Source organism: Candidatus Poseidoniia archaeon (assembly GCA_030748895.1).
In the GTDB taxonomy this organism is placed as follows: Archaea; Thermoplasmatota; Poseidoniia; order MGIII; family CG-Epi1; genus UBA8886.
In genome coordinates this window covers 258-686 of sequence record JASMLC010000051.1, presented here as the reverse complement: position 1 = coordinate 686, position 429 = coordinate 258, and the positions used below count along the sequence as shown (strand labels likewise).

The window sequence follows — 429 nt, the reverse complement described above, 5'->3', positions numbered from 1 at the left end:
TGCAATAAACAAGGATCCTGATGCACCGATATTCAAAGTAGCTGACTACGGAATTGTCAATGATCTTTTCGAAATCGTGCCTGTTCTGAAAGAAAAACTGGAAAATTAAAGATACTGTTATAAGGGGGCATAATATTGTCATTCAGTGACCTCAGAATCGGACGAAATAAAGAAGCTTCAGGAAACTATTTCTGAGCTTCAAGTCGAACTCAGATTTTTACAAGAGACAGTAGGTGTTCTGATGGGTGCAATGATGGAAGAAGGAGATTCAGAAGAGTTCTTTGGCAATAGTGAAGCTGGAAATCCGACCTTTCGTCTAAATATGGGAATGTAAGTTTTTTGGCAAAGGCTATATACAAAGCGCTCTGGTCCGGCATCGCGCTCGCGTGGTGTAGCCTGGCCTATCATCTCAGCCTGTCGAGCTGAGGA

General features: G+C 42.4%; 2 protein-coding genes. Both read left to right on the top strand.

The annotated features are described in order from the left end of the window. Window positions 1-109: electron transfer flavoprotein subunit alpha/FixB family protein (locus QGG57_07020; GenBank protein ID MDP7007908.1), on the top strand; the 109-nt coding region annotated here is incomplete at its 5' end. A gap of 36 nt (window positions 110-145) precedes the next feature. Then, entirely contained in the window at window positions 146-334 is a 189-nt protein-coding gene (locus QGG57_07015; GenBank protein MDP7007907.1) for a hypothetical protein, read from the top strand. The last annotated feature ends 95 nt before the right edge of the window (window positions 335-429 follow it).